The organism is Tractidigestivibacter sp. (assembly GCF_050946515.1).
GTDB lineage: Bacteria > Actinomycetota > Coriobacteriia > Coriobacteriales > Atopobiaceae > Tractidigestivibacter.
On the sequence record NZ_JBMNUX010000008.1, the window covers coordinates 90235 to 107135 of the forward strand.

The following is a 16901-nucleotide window of genomic DNA, read 5'->3' on the forward strand; positions in this document are numbered from 1 at the left end:
AGCTTGACCCCCGCCCAAACCTATACATAACTTGCTCAACTGCAACGATTGCTCTCGATACTTGCGTAATCACCGACCGGACACCTTCAGAAGAACGCCCAAAGACGTCCACGCCCGCGCCGATAAAGCAATCTGTCTCCAAATTCATACAGTTGCCGAGAGTGCGGGCACCTAGCAGACAGCTCAGCAGCCATTTTTTCCAGAAATTCCCAAAAGTGAGAATTTTTGCCCACCGTGGGGAATCAAGGTTTCTCTTCCCCGAGCCCGGCCGGGTAGAACCCCGTCAACACAAGACGAAGCAGATGCCGCCAAGGCGGCAAAGACAGGAGGATGTCATGGCAAAGCACGCGTTTCTGGAGCCCTATAAGTTCGCGGACAAGGATGTGACCTTGCGCAATCGCATCGCAATGGCACCCATGACTACCAAGGCAAGCTTCTACGATGGGCAGGTCTCGGGTGACGAGGTCGAGTACTACCGCTTGCGCTCTGGCGTCGGCATGCTTATCACCGGGGTCGCCAACGTGGATGACGGCGGCAAGGGGTTCGAGGGCGAGCTCTCCGTTGCCGACGACCGTTTCATCCCTGGCCTTCGCAGGGTTCCCAATGCCATCCACGAGCGCGGCTCCGTGGCAGTGCTCCAGATCTTCTCCGCCGGTCGCAAGACCACAAGCGCAATCCTGCGCGGCCACCAGCCCTACAGCGCAAGCGCCGTCGCCCGCCAGCGAGATCCCGAGAACGTCCCGCGCGAGCTCACCGACAGCGAAGTCGAGACCCTCGTCGAGGCGTTTGGGCAGGCCACGCGCCGCGCAATCGAGGCAGGCTTTGACGGCGTTGAGATCCACGGCGCAAACAGCTACCTCATACAGCAGTTCTTCTCCCCGCAGTCCAACGTCCGGACCGATCGCTGGGGCGGAGACGTCTATGGACGCATGTCGTTCCCGCTGGCCGTCATCGACTCGGTTAACGCCGCCGTCGACGCCGCGGGTCGCCAGAATGACTTCCTCGTTGGCTACCGTCTCTCGCCCGAGGAGCTCTCTGAGCCGGGCATCACGATAGAGGACACCAAGAAGCTCGTCGACAAGCTCGCCGACAAGCGCATCGACTACATCCACACCTCCATGGGCGATTACCGCCGCACTTCGCTGCGCGACCGCTCAGACAAGCGCGAGATAAACAAGATCCTGCTCGAGGTCATCGCCGGCAGAAAGCCGCTGGTCGAGGTGGGCTCCATCGCCACCCCCGCGCAGGCCGACGACGCCCTTGAGCGCGGCGCGACCATCGCCGCCATCGGCCGCGAGCTCATCCGCGAGCCCAACTGGATCCAGAAGGTCGAGTCCGGGCGCGAGAAGGACATCCGCTACACCATCTCCCCTGACGACATGGACCAGCTGGGCATCCCCGCCGGCTTCCAGACCTCGCTGCGCACGGAGTTCCTCAAGTCGATGGAGTTCACCGACCAGATCACGGAGGAATACCTCGACCAAGCAGCGCCGATGGAGGGCATGAACTAATGGGAGCCCTCGTTAAGGGCATCGACCACGTTGCCATGACCGTGCCGGATGTCGAGAAGGCCACGCAGTTCCTCGAGGAGGCCTTCGACGCCAAGACGATCCTAGACTGGCACGCGCCGAAGGGGTCTGCGGTCTCGGGCCCCGGCGCCGAGCGCGTCTTCGGCATGCCCTCCGGTGGCCGGTGGGACCAGCGTCGCATGCTGCAAGTGGGCAGCTCGGTAGTGGAGCTCTTTCATTATGAGGTCTCCGGGCAGAGAGACGCCGCGCGCACGGTGGACTACGGCATCACGCACATGGCGCTGCTCGTGGACGACGTACAGGAGGCAGCGCGCCGCTTTGAGAGCGCGGGTGGCAAGCTCTTTGCCGCGCACAACACTCTTGACGGCCGCGTGGACCCTGAAACCGCTTGGGTGTACGGAAGGACGCCGTGGGGAGCGGTCGTCGAGCTGGTGGGATTTCCCGCGCAGTAGGCCATTACGGTCCTTGGCGGCAACCCTTTTGCCCCGTCGACGTGTTTGATTCTCAGATTTGAGAATCGCATGCCGACGGGGTTTCTTGTGCGCAGAGCCGCCTCTTTCCGCCCGCCTAGTATCGGGTGGTCAGGGTCACGCAATCGCGTGACAAAACAACACGAGGAGGTTCAATCTATGAAGGCAGGCATCTATCACGGTCTCCACGACGTCTCGGTCGAGGAGCTTCCCAAGCCGGAGCTTATTCCCGGGTCGATCGTCATCAAGAACGTTCGAGCGGGAATCTGCGGCACGGACCTGCACGCATACGGGCTTGAGTACGAGGGTGTCTGCATCTATCCCGGCAACCAGTTTGGCCACGAGATGGTCGGCGTTGTGGACGAGGTCGCAGACGGCGTAACCGATTTCAAGAAGGGGGACTTCGTCTTTGTGAACCCCTGCACCTTCAAGGACCCGACGCCCGAGCGCGGCACCCTCGCCAACTGCGACATGGCCGGGGCCTTCTCCCAGTACGTGCGCGTCGACCGCCCGCGCGAGAACTACAACGTCTTCAAGCTTGACCCAGGCCTGTCCCCCAACGTCGCCGCCCTCATCGAGCCCGTCAGCGTCGCCTTGAACGGCATCGAGATCGCCCACCCCAAGCCCGGGGACAAGGTCCTCATCTACGGCGGCGGCATCATCGGCCTATGCGCCCTCGCCTGCCTTGGCTGCCTCGGCTTCGACGACGTGGTGGTCACCGCCCGCAACGACTTCCGCTGTGGCAAGGTCACCGAGATGGGCGGCGTCCTCTGCGACACGCGCAAGCAGTCCATCCCCGAGTTCGTCATCGACCACTGGGGAAGCCTCACGGGCAACAGCTCGGAGAAGACCTGGAACGCCGATCTCGTCATTGACTGCGGCGGCTGGAAGGGCTGCATCGAGGAAATGATGAAGTACGCCAAGGCTGGCTCTGCCATCTCAGAGGTCTCCCTGGGCATCTCCGAGGAGAAGATCACCGCAAGCCAGCTCGCCTGCAAGGCCATCAGAATCTACGGCTCGTTTGCCTACACGCCCGAGGTAAACTCCCGCGCCATTGCCATGATCACGGAAAACCCGGAGCGCTTCGCCCCCATTGTGACCGCCGTTTACGGCCTGAGCCAGCTGCCCGAGGCGTTCGAGGCCGCCAGCAACTCGCACAAAAACGTCAAGGTCCTCATCGACCACACGAAGTAGGCAAGCGCGAGCCACTACAGCGCTTTGGTGAATCATCCTCGCCTGCAAGATTCGCTACTCCCGATAAGGGCGTTCGCAGATAGCAGCTTCCCATGCAGCCAAGCCCCACCCGCATCTCCTTAGAGCGGGTGGGACTTCTCGTAAGCGGCGACTCGCGGGCGCCCGGCACATCCGCCTACCCGCGCGCCCGATAGGCCTTGGTCGAGATGCCGTGCTGGCGGAGCTTGCGGTAGAGCGTGCTCACAGGAACGTCGAGCTCCACCGCCGCTTGGCTTACGTCGCCGCCAGTCCTTGTCATGGCCGCCGCCAGCGCGTCGCCCTCGCTTTCCCACAGGGTCCGTATGCCCCCGCGCGAGCGGCGCAGCTCAAGCTCGGTCGCTATAGCGTGCGTGGCTACCGTGATCATGCCCATCATGGAACTGTCGTAGGTCTCAAGAGGGGCCGTGATGTTGATGCATCCCACGACCTTCTCGCCATCCCTCAGCGGGGCAGCGCAGCATACCAGCCCCTGGTACATCGAGTGATAGTGCTCCGGACCCAGGATTACGACGGGCTTTTGCAGCGCAAGGGCTGTGCCAATGCCGTTGGTGCCGGCCGAGCTCTCCGAGAAGTCCGTCCCCTCCACCATCTGCCGCTGCTCGGTCATGCGCACGAGCTCCAGGTCTGTGCCGGCGCGACGAAGCTGGATTCCGCTTGCCTCCGCGAGCGTGATCTGGCAGGGGCGGTTTCCCATGGCAGTGCTGAACTCCTTGAGATAGGGAAAGGCCACGTCTATGAGCAGGGAGTTGTTGCGCAGCAGCCTGTCCGTCTCACGGCGGTCGGCGCGGCGCAGACGGCCCGAGAAGGGCCTGGCACCCGCTTGCTGCGAGCGCCGCCATGAGTCGACGACCTCCTGGCGAACCCCGTCAAGCCTCTCAGGAACGCTGATTCCCTGAGCGATGTAGCGAACCCACTCGCGCTGCGTTCGCTCTAGATCGACGTCCTCTAGGTTCACCTGGTCGCTCGAACGGCTCATATCTCCCCATTTCAACTGGTTGTTTCTCAAATATGATAATCCATTCTCGCTGATGCCGCGCAAGCGCGGACCGGCTTGTCGGATGACTTGTAGCTTGTTCTCAACAACGCGAGCGCGCCCAAACGGAGGGCCGTCCGCACTACAGAAAGAGGATGAGATGGCAAAGTCAGTACTGATGGATCCGGTCAAGGTGGGACGCCAGACGTTCAAGAACAGAATCGTGATGACGGCCATGGAGACGCGCATGTCCACGCCTACCGGCGACGTCACGCAGAACCTGATCGACTACTACGCCGCCCGCGCTCGGGGAGGCGCCGCCGCCATCGTCGTGGAGAACACCTTCGTAGACTCCATCGCATCTCGCTCGTCGCTTGCCTCCAGCGGCCTTAACACGGACCAGCTCATCTCGGGCAAGTACCGCCTTGCTGAGGCCATCAAGGACGGAGGTGCCAAGGCCATCCTGCAGATCTCGCATGGCGGCCTGCAGGCAAACGCCGCCGCGGTGCCTGGCCAGGAGGCGCTCGCCCCCTCGGCGCAGGCATCCAAGTTCGTCGGACGCATGCCCCGCGCGCTCGAGCATGACGAGATCGTGGCGATCGAGGACGCCTTCGCCCAGGCCGCACGCCGAGCCAAGCAGGCGGGCTTCGACGGCGTCGAGGTCCACGGCGCCCACGGCTACCTCATCTGCGAGTTCCTCTCGCCCTACACCAACCATCGCACCGACGAGTACGGCGGCAGTTTCGAGAACCGCCTCCGCTTCCTCCAGAACATCTTGCGCAAGGTGCGCGAGCAGGTCGGACGTGACTTCATCGTGGGCGTGCGCCTCTCCGGCGAGGAGAAGGTCGAGGGCGGCCTCACGATCGCGGACACCACCAAGATCGGGCAGGCAATCCAGAGCGAGGTCGACTACATCAACGTCTCCGTGGGCAACTACGAGACCATGGCCACGTGGATGATCTCGCCGCTGTATCGTCCCGCCGGCGCCATCGTGGATTTGGCCGCGGCGATGCGCGCCGCCGTCAACGTGCCCGTGCTTGGCTGCAACGCCCTCACCGCAAAGACCGGCGAGAAGGCCGTCGAGGAGGGCAAGTGCGACCTAGTGGGCTACGCACGACCGCTTCTGGCCGACCCCGAGATGCCCAACAAGGTGGCCGAGGGTCGCTACGAGGACATACGCCCCTGCATGCGCGGTCACGAGGGCTGCATCTCGCTCTTCTTCCGCGGCTGCCCCATCCGCTGCGAGGTCAACGGTCAGGCCGGCCATGAGCGCGAGTACAAGATTGTGCCGGTTGCCAACCCCCGCAACGTGGTTGTCGTAGGCGGCGGCATGGCCGGCATGGAGGCAGCGCGGGTCGCCGCGGAGTACGGGCACAAGGTGACGCTCATCGAGCGCAGCGACCATCTGGGCGGGCACTTTGTGGAGGCTTGCGCCCCGAGCTTCAAGTACGAGGCGCGCGGGGTTCTCGAGTATCTTCGTCGCCAGGTCGAGAAGTCCACGGCAGACGTTCGCCTTGGAACCGAGGCCACGCCCGAGCTGGTGCGCTCGCTTGGTCCCGACGCCCTCGTGCTTGCCGTGGGATCCGACTACATCAAGCCTCCTATTAGGGGCATCGAAAGCTCCATCACCGGCGAGGACGCGCTTCTCGGTCACAAGCCCGAAGCGGGCAGCAAGGTCGTTGTGATCGGCGGCGGCCTTGTGGGCGCCGAAACCGCCCTTGAACTGGGCCGTAGCGGCTGCGACGTCACAGTCCTCGAGATGCTCGAGGACATCGTAATGCAGGACGAGCCGCTCTCCCGCATCGCGCTCAAGCTTGCCCTCAAGGAGGCCGGCGTGAAGGTCGTCACGAGCGCCAAGGTGACTGCAATCGAGGATGGCGCGGTCAGCTACGAACATGAGGGCGCAACGGAGCAGGTCAGCGCGGACACCGTCGTAGCGGCGCTCGGCCTGGGCTCCCGCTCCAAGGTGGTCGAGTCCCTCAAGGGCGCCTGCCCCGAGACCTACGTCATCGGTGACGCCGTCCGCGGTCGCAAGCTCTTCAACTGCACGCATGACGCATGGGTTGCCGTGCGCAAGATCAGTGGGGTGGAATAGATGAAAGTATTGATGGTAAACGGCAGCTCGCACCCGCGCGGATGCACCTTCACGGCACTGAGAGAGGTGGGTCGCGCCCTCAACGAGGACGGCATTGACTTCGAGATCGTCAACGTCGGGAACATGCCCCTACGCGACTGCATCGCATGCGGGAAGTGCGACGGGAAGAGGTGCATCTTCGACGACGATGGCGTAAACGAGTTCGTCGAGAAGGCCTACCAGGCGGACGGCTTCGTGTTCGGCTCGCCCGTCTACTACGCCCATCCCAGCGGGAGGCTCCTGTCGTTTCTCGACCGCGCGTTCATGAGCTCGTGGGACGGGGTCATCTACAAGCCCTTCGCCTACAAGCCCGCCGCGGCCGTTGTCTCTGCTAGGCGCGGCGGCACCACGGCGGCGCTCGACGTGATTGAGAAGTACTTCGGCATCGCCAGCATGTTCACCGTAGGCTCGACCTACTGGAACATGGTGCATGGCTCGACGCCTGCCGACGTGATGGCGGACGAGGAGGGCGTGCAGACTATGCACAACATCGGCCACAACATGGCATGGTTCCTCAAGAACCGCACGGCAGGGCAAGCCGCCGCGCTGCCCGATACGCCCAAGCTCGAGCGCGACAAGGTCACGAGCTTCCACCACTAGCCCGCTTCGGGCGGTCGCCCTCCTCGAGCGACCGCCCTTCTCGCACACCTCCACGCTCCGTAGCGTTTGGGCAGCCACGGCGCCCTCAACGGCACGGTTCGTGGCGGTATGGATCGCCCTTCTCGCACACCTCCACGCTCCGTAGCGTTTGGGCAGCCACGGCACCCTCAACGGCACGGTTCGTGGCGGTTTGCATCGCCCTTCTCGCACACCTCCACGTTCCGTAGTATATGGGCGGCTGGAGCGCCCTCAACGCTACGGTTCGTGGCGGTTTGCATCCCGTCTGCCGCACACCTCCACGTTCCGTAGCGTTTGGGCAGCCACGGCACCCCCAACGGCACGGTTCGTGGCGGTTTGCATCCCGTCTGCCGCACACCTCCACGTTCCGTAGCGTTTGGGCAGCCACGGCGCCCTCAACGCTACGGTTCGTGGCGGTGTACGCAAGGGACAAAGGGCAAGGCGCGCGCCTAGCACCTACAATGAGAAGCGACCAGCACGCAAAACTCACACGGGAGGCTGACGATGAGAGACATACAAGACAGCTGCAAGGTCGCCGTAGTGCAGTCGCGCCCGAAGCCGTTTGACCGCGACGCCTGTCTCTCAGGCGCGCTCGAATCCATCCGGCGCGTGGCCGAGGAACGGCCGAGCGACCTGGTGGTGCTGCCGGAGCTTCTCATACCTGGCTACCCGCACGGCCTCACTTTCGGATTTGTCGTCGGGGCGCGCGAGAAGGGCAGCAAGGAGCTTTGGAAGCGCTACTATGACGGCTCGGTTGTCGTAGGCGGACCCGAGACCCAGGCCATCGCCGACGCCGCGCGCGAGACCGGCGCCTGGGTAAGCGTGGGCGTCTCCGAGCGCGACGCCACCTCAGGCACGCTCTACAACACCAACCTGGTCTTCTCGCCCGAAGGTCGCCTGGATGCCTGGCATCGCAAGCTCAAGCCAACCGGCGCCGAGCGCCTGGTGTGGGGAGACGCGCAGGACCACTACTTCCCCGTATCGCAGACGCCATGGGGTCCCATGGGCACCATGATCTGCTGGGAGAACTACATGCCGCTTGCCCGCGCGGCGCTCTATCAGAAGGGCGTGTCCATCTACCTTGCGCCTAACACCAACGACAACCCCGAGTGGCAGGCGACGGTGGAGCACATCGCGATCGAGGGACGCTGCTTCGTCGTGAACTGCGCCCCCTACATTAGGCGAGAAGACTACCCCGAGGACCTGCAAGCAGCTGACGAGGTGGCGCGCCTTCCCGAGGTCGTCTATCGCGGCGGCTCGAGCGTTGTGGATCCGTTCGGTCACGCCGTTCCAGGCGCCGAGCCCCTGTGGGACACCGAGGGTATCCTCTACGCGACGCTTGACATGCAGCAGGTTCCTGCTGCCAAGTGGGAGTTCGACCCAATCGGCCACTACGCGCGACCCGACGCGGTGCACCTCGAGGTCAACGACATCTAGCTGTCGCGCTGGCGGTTCGTGGCGGTATTGGCCGCCCTTCTCGCACACCTCCACGTTCCGTAGCGTACGGGCAGCCACTGCGCGCTCAACGCTACGGTTCGTGGCGGTTTGCGGGGCTGATGCCGAACACCTCCACGTTCCGTAGCGTACAGGCGGCTGGCGACCCCCAAACACAACGGTTCGTGGCGGTTTGCGAGAAGCAAGCCCTTCCCTACTTGTCCGCAGCTCCGCTGGCCGTCCGCGCGGCATTCACGATCTCGATGGCAAAGTGGTACTTGTGGCCATCGGCGATCGCCTGGGGCGCCTTACCTGGGCAGAAGAACGTCGACTTGATGTCAAAGCCGTCCTGCGTTGGGCGCACCATGTGGCATGCGCCAACGTGAATCGGCGTGTCGTCGCTCTTGAGCAGCATCGAGCCGCAGACCGTAAGCGGATAGGAGGGGTCGGGCTCAACGGGCAAGTCTTCGGGAATGCCCTTATCCGCCACGCCATGGACAAAGACCGGCTCGCCGAACATCCCAAAGACCTCCATGCCGCGCTGACCAGTGGAGATGTCACCAATCACGATGTAGTGCTCGGGGTTTGCCGCAATGCCGCTTGTGTTGCTCACTGCGCCATTCATGACAGCCATGACCTGCTGGAAGCTTGCTCCCTTGACGGAGATCTCGGTAACGCCAACATGAGCATCCGCCGGATCGTAGCCCTCGTTGAAGGCCTTCCAGCGACGCTCGGCGTCAAGCCTGGGCTCGGCCATCAAATCGAGCATCTCCTGCTCGCTCAGCGCGGTGCGCGTCTCGAAGCAGATCTCCTTTGCGCGCTCGGGCTCCAGCCAGTTGATGTCTTCATGGCTCAGGCTGCGGTCCCCATCCTTGATGTCAGCCCCAAGCCCTTCATCTCGTGAAGGACGTGCAGGGTGCGCTCGTACTCGACGCGGTCGAGAATCGACTGAGGGCACTCGCGCCCGTCGATGACAACCTTTGCCGAAAAGTCGCTCATGACAACCTCCTATAGCCCATTGCCCAATCGGCTTTGCTCTGCCGATGACCCAACGATAGGAGGCGAGAAGAGCGCTGGTAAGGTTCAATATTCTACAATGTGTCGAAATAAGAGAGGAGCCTCTATGCCAAAGCGAAAGACCCAGACCGAGGCAAAGCTCGCCGACGCCTTCTGGCGGCTCTATGCGACGCATCCAATCGAGCGAATCTCCATACGCCTGCTCACAGAGACTGCCGGGGTGCATCGCAGCTCGTTCTACCATCACTACGAAGACATCTACGGCCTGCGCCTCGCCTTGGAACGCGAGCTCGTCTCGGAGGCGAAGCAGATGGTGCAGAGCGCCTCGGCCGACGAGCCTTGGGACGAGGTCATCTCCATCGTCATGCGCTTCTATAGGGCCAACCACGAGAAGCTGACGGTGCTTCTCGGTCCCACAGGAGACCCCGGCTTCTTCCCCATGCTCCGCGAGGAGATGACCCCCGTGTTTCTTTCGGGAATGTCGATACCCGCCAACGACAAGGGGGCACGCTACGTCGTGGAGTTCCTGATAACGGGCACCGTGTCCTTCATCACCAGCTGGTACCTCCGCGAGGGAAGCGAGCCTCCCGCCGAGATACTGGGCACCATCCGATCGGCGCTCCTAAACGGATGCCTGACCGAGCTCTCCAAGCGCGCCGAGAATCCCGAGAAGGTCGAGCGTTTCCTGACGGGGCAGGAGCAGGGCTCGCCCAGGCCCGCTTAGCGATACTGCCTGTCCACAACGGCGTAGAGAAGCTCGCCGAGCTCCTGCGGGGTCTTCTTGCAGCCGCCATCAAGCCAGTCGCCAATCACGCCAACGACGCCATGCACGTTGTAGCGGTAGAAGACGCCAAAGGTCTCCTCGTCGTACGAGCCCCTCGCCTTAAGCTCTTCTCGCATCTTCTCCCCGAAAGACCGTATCGTCTCCTCGACGAAAGGGCTTCTCATGTGAGCCCTGAAGAACTCGCGGTAGAAGGCCTGGTTTTGGTAAATCACGTCGAGCAGGGCAAAGCGGTCGTTTCTCATGTCACCAGTCGAAAACGCCTTCTCGGTGAGCTCACGCTCGGTCTGCTCGAAGAGGTCGTAGACGTCAGAGAAGTTCCGGTAGAACGTCGACCTATTGACGTCGGCCCTCTCGCAGAGCTCCTTTACCGTAATGTCCTCAAGATGGTGGTCGACGAGCATCTCGAGCAGGGCATCCTTCAGCACCATGCGCGTGTAGGCAGTCCTGCGGTCCATTGCGTCCTCCCCTTTTTGCAACACGCTTGCCTCCCGTGTTGCGGATGCGTCATGGGCGGCGAGCGTGTCCTTCCTTTTGTACGACACGGAAATTATCTTCGAATCGTGAACAAAACGCAACGCGTGTTGCAAAACGAGAGGAGAGCACGATGGGCAAAGGCGATGGCATCTATCTGGTCACGGGCGGGACGGGCTTTCTGGCAGGCTGGATCATCAAGAAACTGCTGGAGAGGGGCTGCGCGGTCCGAACGACGGTGCGCTCCAAGGCCAAGACAGAGGTCGTGCGCAGCATGCTCGCATCCGAAGGCGTCGGCGCATCGGGGCTGGAGTTTGCGGTCGCCGACCTCGGGAGCCCGGACGGCTGGGACGCTGCCATGGATGGCGTGCGCGCGGTCATCCATACGGCCTCCCCGCTTGGCGGCGAGGACCACGAGGACCCGTCGCTCATCCCCGTGGCCAAATCCGGCGTGCAGCACGTGCTTGGCGCGGCCATCCGCCAAGGCGTCCCGCGCTTCGTGATGACTTCCTCCACCGCGGCGAACTACCCGGACAAGTCATGCACGGACCCCGCGGTCAACGAAGAGTTTTGGACCGACCCCGAGAACCGCTGGATAACCAACTACATGCGCTCGAAGCTCTTTGCGGAAAGGCTTGCGTGGCAGATGGCGGCAGAGTCGGACATCGAGCTGGTGACGATACTCCCCGGAGCCATCTTGGGACCCTCTCTTGGCGGCAGGCGCAGCAGCACCGACCAGATATGCGAGATGCTTCTGAAGGGCATGCCCATCCCGAGGGCCGTATACCCCGTGGTAGACGTGCGCGACTTGGCTGAGCTGCATATCCTTGCGGCCGACAAGCCCGAGGCGGCGGGGCAGCGCTTCATTGCCCAGTCCGAGGAGATGACCATGCCGGAGATGGCAGACGTGCTCAGGAAGCGCTACCCCAAGCGCAAGGTGAGCCGCCTCGTCATACCCGACGCCATCGTCGGGTTTGCCGCCCGCTTCAGCACGCCGATGAAGGTGCTGAACACCATGGTCGACCTCTCGTACCACCGTGACGGCTCGAAGGCGAGAAGGGTCCTTGGATGGGAGCCGCGCCCTGCCGCCGAGACCGTCGTGGACACCGCGGAGTGCCTCATCTCCATGGGGATCGCCTAGCCCGCGCCCTCTTGCGCTCTGCGCCGTGCGCCCAGCCCTTCACGTGGCGTGCTCAACGCTACGGTTCGTGGCGGTTTGCGGGGCAGACGCCGAACACCTCCACGCTCCGTAGCGTTCAGGCGACCAGAGAGCCCGAAATGCGACGGTTCGTGGCGGTTTGCGCAGTGTCGACAGGCAGCGCCGCGCGGCTAGGCGGCTAGCCCTTTTCGTGGGAGGAGAAGTACTCGCGAAGCACGGCCAGGCTCTCATCGCGAAGAACGCCAGCTGTGACCTGCGGCGCATTCGCGGAGTTCTCAAACACGAGCTTTGCGCAGGGAGCGCCCTTCTCGCCCAGAAGCTGGCACAGGTCCTCGTCGCTCGCACCAAAGACCAGGCGCCCCACGCGCGCCCACACCAGCGCGCCGCAGCACATGAAGCAGGGCTCGCAGCTGGAGTAGAGGGTGTAGTCCGAAAGGTCGGTGATGCCGGTCTCGGCGCAGAACCGACGGATGAGCCCCGCCTCGGCGTGAAACGTGGGGTCGTGCTTCGTATAAATCTGGTTCTCGTTGGTAAAGACCGCCTGCCCCTGCCTTACAAGCACAGCGCCAAACGGCTCGTTTCCATGAGCGACCGCCCTACGAGAAAGCTCTATTGCCTGCTCCATGAACCGCGCGTCATCGTCCACGAGATGTCCCCTCCCAAGAAAGCCGTTGCAGCCTTTGTATGCTCCCACAGAAAAGCGGGCGAGAGGAACCTAGTCCCCTCGCCCGGTGGCAAAGCGCAGGTCAATGGCGAGCTTTCCTACTTGTCGTAGTCGCTGTACTTGTAGAAGCCCTCGCCCGCAGCGATGCCGGTCTTGCCAGCGTCGATGTAGGTCTTGAGGTACGCAAGGATGTGCGAGATGTCAGAGTCGGGGTCCTTGGCCGCCGGCGACTGGCTGTAGATGGCGTAGCCAAGGGGCAGACCGATCTTGTCGAGCTTGTGGAACGGGGTCTGGCCGATCTCCGCGCCGGTGTCGAGCTGCCAGGTCTTGTCAATGGTCTCGGGGTCGGCATAGCCGTTGGCAGCGAGCGACATGGCCGCGGTGAACCACGGGATGAGCAGCGAGTTCACGATGTAGCCGGACTTCTCCTTCTTGAGCTGCAGCGGCACCATGCCGATTGACTTTGAGTACTCGCATACGAGTTCTACGTTGGCGGGGTCGGTCTGGGGCTGCGGCATGACCTCGGCCAGGTTGTGGATCCAGTACTGGTTGGCGAAGTGCATCGCGAGGAACTTGTCCGGGCGGTCGACGTAGCTCACCATCTGGCTCGGCATGAGCGTGGAGGAGTTGGTGAGGATGAGCGCGTGCTCAGGAAGGTACTTGGCGATCTTGGTGTAGAGGTCCTCCTTCTGCTTGGGGTCCTCGGCGATGGTCTCGTGCACGACGTCGGCATTGCCGAACGCCTCGGCGAAGTCGGTCGTGAGCTTGATGGAGTCAAGACGCTTCTCGGTCTGGGCGTAGAGCTCGTCGATCTGCTCGTCGGTGAGGTGGTCGGCGTCGGTGAGGCCGCCGTAGTAGTACTCCTTGCCCTTCTTGAGGTCCTGGACGGCCGAGAGGTACTGCTGCTTCATGGTCGCGAAGCGCGGCTTTGCGCGCTCGATAGAGGCGTCACTCCTGAGCCACACGGTCACGGGGTAGCCCTTGTAGGCGACCTGCGTGGCAATCTGGCTTCCCTGGGTGCCGCCGCCGCAGACGGTCACATGCTTGATGTCGGATAGCTGCATGTTTGAGCTCCAATCGTTGTGGTCGGAAAATCACTTCACCCGATTTACCCAAGCAATCGGAACTCTTTCGTGCGTTTGCGCACGCGGCAGCGATTGGCCCGTCGACGCGACGTCACCAGCTCCATCTGCCTGCATCGCTCGATACTATAGTTTAGTGACAAGACCAGATGCGTCGTCATCGTCATCAGCTGATGGAGGTCGGAAAAATGGCTAAGGGCACATCTAAAGAAACGTCGGTCAGACCCTATGCCTTCATCGTGGGATTTGGCCTCGTCAGCATGCTGATGGACACCGTCTACGAGGGCGCGCTCGCAAGCCAGGGACCGCTTCTTGCGAGCCTCGGCGCAAGCGCGCTGGTCGTGGGCATCGTCTCAGGTCTCGGCGAGGCAACCGCGCTGGCTGGCAGGCTCTTCTCGGGACCGCTTGCCGACCGCACCGGGCGCTACTGGACCTTTGCCATCCTGGGCTATGCGGCAACGGCGGTGGCGGTGCCCTGTATGGGCTTTGCGGGAAGCGTCGCCGGCGTCGCGGCGCTCGTGATTCTCGAGCGGTTCGGAAAGTCGTTGCGCACCCCTTCGCGCGACACCATGCTCTCGCATGCCGCCAGCGCCACCGGACGCGGCCGGGGCTTTGCCCTGCACGAGGTGTTCGACCAGATTGGCGCCGTCGCGGGGCCGCTCATCGTGGCAGCCCTTCTCAGCGCCACCGGAAACGACTACCGCGTTGCCCTCGGCGTGCTCGTCATCCCCGGGCTGCTCGCAATCTGCGTGCTTCTCGCCCTGCGACACAAGGTGCCTGACCCAAGCGTGTACGAAGCGGGCGACTCCGGCGAAAAGCCCGAGTCCAAGGGCAAGACCGCCGAGAAGCGCGCTCCCCTTCCCCGGCGCTTCTGGCTCTACGCCATCGCCTGCGCCGTGATGCTCGCCGGCGTTGCCACCTACGGCGTCCTTTCCTACCACATGGTGAGCTCAGGAGTCGCAGACGACGCGACGGTGCCCGTCCTCTACGCGGTGGCCATGGGGGTGGACGCTCTTTTCGCCGCGCTCAGCGGTTTTCTCTACGACAAGATCGGGACCCGCGCCATGCGCGTGCTGCCATTCGTATGCGCGGCAATTCCATTTGTTGCCTATACCGACGTGCTGTGGCTCGTCTTCGCCGGCGTCGTGCTCTGGGGAGCAGGCATGGGCATCCAAGAGTCAACCATGCGCGCCGCTGTCGCCGACATTGCGCCAACAGGTCAGCGGGCGACCGCCTACGGGGTGTTCTCGGTCATGGTAGGCATCGGCGGGCTGGTTGGAGGCGTCATGGCGGGCTGGCTCTACGGCGTGTCGCTAGCGGCGCTCGTTGCCTACACCTGCTGCGTGGAGGCGGTCGCGCTCGCGCTCATGCTGCGCGCGACTCAGCAAGAAGAGAGCTAGCCCAGCCAGCAGCCACGATTTGCTGGTCAGGCTAGCGTCGTGCTTGAGACGTCTGTTTGAGGTGTCCGGTAGCGGCGAGAACCGATTACTGTGCCGGACCTTCCCCCAGCTTCCCGAGCACGGCTTTCAGATCAGCCAGGCGCTCTTGGCCAAGCTCGCGCGGCGAGACGCCGTACCTCGCGCAGAGGGCAGCGGCCGCGCCTGTCACGACGCCCTGGTGACCGCAGTTGCCCATGAGCTTGATCGTGGAGCTCGCGATGTGCGTGGCGCTGATGTGCTTGCCTGCGCAGAGCAGGTTGTCTATGTCGGCAGAGTACAGACAGCGGAGGGGCACTGTGTAGGGCTTGAAGTCGCGCTCCACCCACCTCCAGTTGCCCAGGCGGAAGTCGTACTTCTTGTTGCCCGGATAGTGCAGGCAGAAGGCGCCGGCATTCTCCACGATTGCGTCGGGAAAGTCCGTATGGTTGCGGATGTCGTTTTCCGTCAGCACGTAGTCTCCCAGGTAGCTGCGGAATGCGCCCGTCGCAAGCACGTTCCCAAGGTACACGAGCTTCAAGTTCTTATACCTGGCGGGGTCTTTCTTCCGGACGTTCGCGTAGGTGCCGATAATCGCGCAGAACAGGTGGTCGCGGATCTCCTCTTTGCTCATGTAGGGGTCAAGCCACTGCCCGTACTCCCAGAAATGCGACTTGTCCAAGCTCATGGCATTGTCCCAGCCGCCGTCCGCCCTTCTCAAGGGTCGCAGCTTCTTGGGACCGACATACGGCCCTGGCTGGTTCTCGTAGGGCCCTTGCCCCCGCAGGCTGGTGACGCGGCCGATCTGCCCGCCGAGGTCTGAGTAGTCCTTGGCGACCTTCGTTGCCCATGGCACGTCCGGGAAGTCGACGGGAGCGTCGGCCATCTCCGTGCGGAAGAGCACAGTATCCCCGTGGTGCATGGAGTCGGCGCGCTTGGGGGCGAGCCCTTCCCCAAAGTCTGACCTAGACTCCTGGCCCTCCATGGTGGCCGCGCCAGAGAGGACGCCGAGAATGGCGCGACCGCTGCAGTCAATGAACTGCTTCCCCCTGAAGCGGCTCTCGGACCCCGTTTTGACGTTGGCGGCGTCCACAGAGGTGATTTGCCGCCCGTCGCAATGCACGTCAAACACGCGCTCGCTTAAGAGCACGTCACAGTTGGGCATGTCCCCCAGGATGCGGGCTGCGGCGATGTCTCCGTCCTCGAGGCGCTCGGATAGCTTGTCGACGATGCCGCCCGTTCTCCCCTCCGGGGTGAGCCCTACCTCGGAGCTGGCGTTGCCGCCCAGATACTCCATCTCGTGGAGGAGCGCGGTGCGGCAGCCGGACCGCGCCGCGGCGTATGCGGCGCAGCATCCGGCAATGCCGCCGCCCACGACCACCACGTCGTACTCGCCTGCATCCACCGGTTCCTCGGGAATGCCAAGGAGCCTCTTTCGCCACCGCCTTCCCGCCAAGGCGGGCTCGTCTATCGGCACGATGGTGGTGTTCGTGATGTAGAGTGCGTCGCAGCGCCCCTCGAAGCCCGTCAGGTCGTGGAGCGAGATGCTCGCCCTTCCCTGCGGGAGCATGACGTGCTCGGCCAGCTCCCAGCTCCATCCCTTCCCGCTTGCTCCGAAGACCTTGTCTATCGGCTTTCCATCGACGAGTATCTGAAACGTCCCCGGATGTGCATCTGGCACCCAGTCCTTGGTCCTTGCCCAGACACGGTATTCGCCGGCCTCGGGAATCTCGACCTCCGTAGTGGCGTCTGCCACGGGCTCCCCAATTCCGTGGGCCAGCAGGTAGGCCGACTGATATGGCTGCCCAAATTCAGACACGTTTGAAGCCGAGCTAACGAAAGCCCTAGGATGTGCCGAAAGGCACGGAAGGGCTATTGCCATGAGCAAGACGACGAGAAGGAAGTACGACCCCAAGTT

At 63.3% G+C, this 16901-nt stretch carries 16 protein-coding genes; 9 read left to right on the forward strand and 7 right to left on the reverse strand.

The features are described 5' to 3' along the window. The first annotated feature begins 335 nt into the window (after window positions 1-335). The 3 genes from ACOYJL_RS06580 to ACOYJL_RS06590 all read left to right on the forward strand — a co-directional run bounded on the left by ACOYJL_RS06580 (window position 336) and on the right by ACOYJL_RS06590 (window position 3193). On the forward strand, window positions 336-1511 hold the full coding sequence (locus ACOYJL_RS06580; RefSeq protein WP_433569426.1) for an NADH-dependent flavin oxidoreductase: 1176 nt from the start codon (window positions 336-338) through the stop codon (window positions 1509-1511). Continuing rightward, window positions 1511-1981: a VOC family protein gene (locus ACOYJL_RS06585; protein WP_433569427.1), complete on the forward strand. Its 471-nt coding sequence runs from the start codon at window positions 1511-1513 to the stop codon at window positions 1979-1981. Before ACOYJL_RS06580 ends, ACOYJL_RS06585 begins: the two co-directional genes overlap by 1 nt. 177 nt (window positions 1982-2158) lie before the next feature. Then, window positions 2159-3193, forward strand: a complete 1035-nt coding sequence (locus ACOYJL_RS06590) for a zinc-dependent alcohol dehydrogenase (RefSeq protein ID WP_433569428.1) — start codon at window positions 2159-2161, stop codon at window positions 3191-3193. Window positions 3194-3368: 175 nt separating this feature from the next. Here the strand turns inward: ACOYJL_RS06590 and ACOYJL_RS06595 are convergent, their stop codons facing one another. Next, window positions 3369-4208: a helix-turn-helix domain-containing protein gene (locus ACOYJL_RS06595; RefSeq protein ID WP_433569429.1), complete on the reverse strand. Its 840-nt coding sequence runs from the start codon at window positions 4206-4208 to the stop codon at window positions 3369-3371. A gap of 157 nt (window positions 4209-4365) precedes the next feature. On the opposite strand from ACOYJL_RS06595, the gene ACOYJL_RS06600 reads away from it, so the two are divergent. The 3 genes from ACOYJL_RS06600 to ACOYJL_RS06610 all read left to right on the forward strand — a co-directional run bounded on the left by ACOYJL_RS06600 (window position 4366) and on the right by ACOYJL_RS06610 (window position 8394). After that, window positions 4366-6300 carry an FAD-dependent oxidoreductase gene (locus ACOYJL_RS06600; RefSeq protein ID WP_433569430.1) on the forward strand — a complete coding sequence of 645 codons (1935 nt, stop codon included), beginning with the start codon at window positions 4366-4368 and terminating at the stop codon, window positions 6298-6300. Next, complete coding sequence (locus tag ACOYJL_RS06605; RefSeq protein ID WP_433569431.1) at window positions 6301-6939, forward strand: flavodoxin family protein; 639 nt, start codon at window positions 6301-6303, stop codon at window positions 6937-6939. It begins immediately after the preceding gene. A 522-nt stretch (window positions 6940-7461) separates the two neighbouring features. Continuing rightward, window positions 7462-8394, forward strand: coding sequence for a carbon-nitrogen hydrolase family protein (locus tag ACOYJL_RS06610; protein WP_433569432.1), 933 nt, complete (start codon window positions 7462-7464; stop codon window positions 8392-8394). Between the two features lie 211 nt (window positions 8395-8605). Here the strand turns inward: ACOYJL_RS06610 and ACOYJL_RS06615 are convergent, their stop codons facing one another. Further along, window positions 8606-9160: a hypothetical protein gene (locus ACOYJL_RS06615; protein WP_433569433.1), complete on the reverse strand. Its 555-nt coding sequence runs from the start codon at window positions 9158-9160 to the stop codon at window positions 8606-8608. Between the two features lie 83 nt (window positions 9161-9243). Continuing rightward, a complete protein-coding gene (locus ACOYJL_RS06620; protein WP_433569434.1) occupies window positions 9244-9390 on the reverse strand; it encodes a hypothetical protein in 147 nt (48 codons plus the stop codon). A gap of 124 nt (window positions 9391-9514) precedes the next feature. Here ACOYJL_RS06620 and ACOYJL_RS06625 point away from each other — a divergent pair, with 124 nt between their 5' ends. Then, a complete protein-coding gene (locus ACOYJL_RS06625) occupies window positions 9515-10132 on the forward strand; it encodes a TetR/AcrR family transcriptional regulator (protein WP_433569435.1) in 618 nt (205 codons plus the stop codon). Here ACOYJL_RS06625 and ACOYJL_RS06630 read toward each other — a convergent pair. Beyond that, window positions 10129-10647, reverse strand: coding sequence for a TetR/AcrR family transcriptional regulator (locus tag ACOYJL_RS06630; RefSeq protein WP_433569436.1), 519 nt, complete (start codon window positions 10645-10647; stop codon window positions 10129-10131). The genes ACOYJL_RS06625 and ACOYJL_RS06630 overlap by 4 nt on opposite strands. A 149-nt stretch (window positions 10648-10796) precedes the next feature. Between ACOYJL_RS06630 and ACOYJL_RS06635 the strand changes: the two genes are divergently transcribed. Then, a complete protein-coding gene (locus ACOYJL_RS06635; RefSeq protein ID WP_433569437.1) occupies window positions 10797-11804 on the forward strand; it encodes an NAD-dependent epimerase/dehydratase family protein in 1008 nt (335 codons plus the stop codon). A 196-nt stretch (window positions 11805-12000) separates the two neighbouring features. Here ACOYJL_RS06635 and ACOYJL_RS06640 read toward each other — a convergent pair whose 3' ends face one another. After that, window positions 12001-12468, reverse strand: a complete 468-nt coding sequence (locus ACOYJL_RS06640) for a nucleoside deaminase (protein ID WP_433569438.1) — start codon at window positions 12466-12468, stop codon at window positions 12001-12003. 116 nt (window positions 12469-12584) lie between these two features. Beyond that, window positions 12585-13550, reverse strand: a complete 966-nt coding sequence (locus ACOYJL_RS06645; protein WP_433569439.1) for a 3-hydroxyacyl-CoA dehydrogenase — start codon at window positions 13548-13550, stop codon at window positions 12585-12587. A 206-nt stretch (window positions 13551-13756) separates the two neighbouring features. On the opposite strand from ACOYJL_RS06645, the gene ACOYJL_RS06650 reads away from it, so the two are divergent. Then, complete coding sequence (locus ACOYJL_RS06650) at window positions 13757-14968, forward strand: MFS transporter (RefSeq protein WP_433569440.1); 1212 nt, start codon at window positions 13757-13759, stop codon at window positions 14966-14968. An 85-nt stretch (window positions 14969-15053) separates the two neighbouring features. Here the strand turns inward: ACOYJL_RS06650 and ACOYJL_RS06655 are convergent. Continuing rightward, window positions 15054-16901, reverse strand: a 1848-nt coding sequence (locus ACOYJL_RS06655; protein ID WP_433569441.1) for an FAD-dependent oxidoreductase, incomplete at its 5' end; no start/stop codon positions are given.